Origin of the sequence: Campylobacter sp. 2018MI10 (assembly GCF_018501175.1) — a bacterium.
GTDB lineage: Bacteria > Campylobacterota > Campylobacteria > Campylobacterales > Campylobacteraceae > Campylobacter_E.
Window position 1 is genome coordinate 1 of the sequence record NZ_JAHCZD010000059.1, and the last position, 585, is coordinate 585.

At 39.0% G+C, this 585-nt stretch carries 1 pseudogene; it reads right to left on the minus strand.

Features of this window, described 5'->3' with window-relative positions:
• Positions 1–57: 57 nt before the first annotated feature.
• Positions 58–585 (minus strand): annotated as a pseudogene (locus tag KJR01_RS09655) (HDIG domain-containing metalloprotein); the annotation flags it as partial.

The following is a 585-nucleotide window of genomic DNA, read 5'->3' on the forward strand; positions in this document are numbered from 1 at the left end:
GACTTTATTTTCACCAGGATATTGCATTTTTTCTTGCATTTCAGGTGCTTTTTCCTAAGCTAAAAGTACACTTTCATCATCATTACCAAGCTAAGCATAGGCTATGACGCAAATTTCTCTTCCGACATTGATTGCATAGGCATTTTTAATTCCTTCTTTACTTTTAGCGATATCTTCTAGCTCACTGACTCTTTTTAAGAAAGCTTCTAACACTTCTCTTCTAGCTCCAGGTCGTGCAGCACTTAAAGAATCTGCTGCACAAACAGCTGCTGATTCTATGCTTGTAGCTTCTTCGTGTCCATGATGTGCGTAAATAGCATTGATTACTACAGGATGCTCTTTGTAGCGTTTGCAAAGTTCTGCACCTAAATCCACATGAGATCCTTCAAAATCATGGGTTAATGCTTTTCCTATATCATGTAAAATTCCCGCACGACGTGCTAAATTCTCATCTCCACCACACTCAGCAGCAATGATTCCTGCAAGGTGAGCCACTTCCAAAGAATGTGCTAAAGCGTTTTGTCCATAGCTTGCTCGGTATTTGAGTTTTCCTATGAGTTTTACAATTTCAGGGTGTATTTTATT